General features: G+C 38.3%; 1 protein-coding gene. It reads left to right on the top strand.

Going from position 1 to position 1,498, the window contains the following annotated elements; genetic code table 11:
• The first annotated feature begins 165 nt into the window (after nt 1–165).
• Nucleotides 166–1,368 carry an IS110 family transposase gene (locus tag I2G61_RS16240; protein ID WP_195548475.1) on the top strand — a complete coding sequence of 401 codons (1,203 nt, stop codon included), beginning with the start codon at nt 166–168 and terminating at the stop codon, nt 1,366–1,368.
• Nucleotides 1,369–1,498: the final 130 nt, after the last annotated feature.

Here is a 1,498-nt window from a genome sequence, read left to right as displayed (position 1 = left end):
TAGTTCGTAAAAGAAAATGCCATTCTTCCTATTCAAATTCATAAGCTTGTTTAAATCTAAAAAGACATCCGCCACAAGAGCGGAATCGTCTGGATTTCTTACGAAACAAAGTTGAATTGAATATGGAAGTATTCTCTCTCTTATTTGTGAAAGGAGGTTTTGTCCATGAAAGGGCCTATCGTTAGTATTGATGTATCCAACGGAAACAGTCACTTCCAATGTTTTACACAAAGAGGCACTAAAATGGGAAAGGTGCATCGGATTTCTCACACCGTAGAAGGCTTTAACTGCTTAAAATCAAAAATAGAAGAACTGGAGAAGAAAACAAACGAAGAAGTGGTAGCGGTCTATGAAGCAACCGGCGTGTATACGAAGCCATTAGAAAGATTTTTAGAAAAGAACGAAATCAAACAATACTCCATCTCGCCGTTACAGTCAGCGAAACAAAGGAAAACAGAAATACATAATAAGAAAACAGATAAAAAAGATCCCGAATCCATAGCGGAAGTCTATTATATTAAAGAGCTCCGAGAGGATGAAAAAGAAGCGGATCTCTATCATGAATTGCGTACTGCCAATCGTGTATATGAAGACTGTCTTGTCCATTTAAGAAAGTATAAAGTCACCTTTCAAAGTCACCTGAGTATCGTGTTTCCAGGCTATATGAAGCTCTTTCAAGACGGATACAGTCAAATCTCGCTGCAGTTACTGGAAATGTATCCCCATCCCGATAGGTTGAAGAACAAGCAGCCAGAGAAAGTGGCAAAAAAACTGAATAAGCAAACCGATCATAGTTTTGAAGTTTGTTTGAAAACTGCAGAGAAGGTTATTGCGTTTGCGAACAAAACGTATCCGGGCTGTGATAAAGAAGATGCTTGGGTTGCGGTGTTGGTCGATGACATTCATCATCTCCAGGATACGATGGAAGAGGCAGAGGCGAAGCTCGATAAAATTATAGAGCTTGCGAAAGCAACGCCCTATTACTCTATTATTTTAAGTATTGATGGTATCGGTCCCAATCTGGCATCAAGAATCATCGCAGAGTTTGGCGATATAAGCAAATTCAAAACCAGAGGCGCTATGGTAGCCTATGTGGGGAATGATCCCAACAGAGCAGAATCAGGGGACATAGAAGGCTATCATTTATCGATTTCCAAAAAAGGGAATAAACGATTAAGATGTATTTTATATTTAGCGGTAACCTGTAGTATACGATCAAGGAAAGAGAATCCCATTAACGCTTTCTATCAAAAGAAAAGGCAACAATCAACCCCACTAAAGTCGAAAGCTGCCAAGGTAGCTTGTATCACCAAGCTAATTCGCACAATCCATGGGATGTGCAAGACGGGTACTGTGTTCACCAGCTAACCACCTATATTATATCTCAAATTACAAAAAGTTGAAGAGATTCAATCTTTTTGTATTGATGTTTTTTGAGATTTTGAGATTTTTCAAATTCACGCAAAAAACTCTTGTTTTTTATTATCTAATTTCTTTT

The sequence above is a fragment of the Holdemania sp. 1001095H_141210_F2 genome (assembly GCF_015558105.1).
In the GTDB taxonomy this organism is placed as follows: domain Bacteria; phylum Bacillota_I; class Bacilli_A; order Erysipelotrichales; family Erysipelotrichaceae; genus Holdemania.
Note: the sequence above shows the minus strand (reverse complement) of the source record. Positions and strands in the feature narration are given on the sequence as shown.

Excerpts from the sequence above, each read along its gene's own strand:
- I2G61_RS16240 (WP_195548475.1), top strand. The coding sequence starts at position 166 with ATGAAAGGGCCTATCGTTAGTATTGATGTATCCAACGGAAACAGTCAC.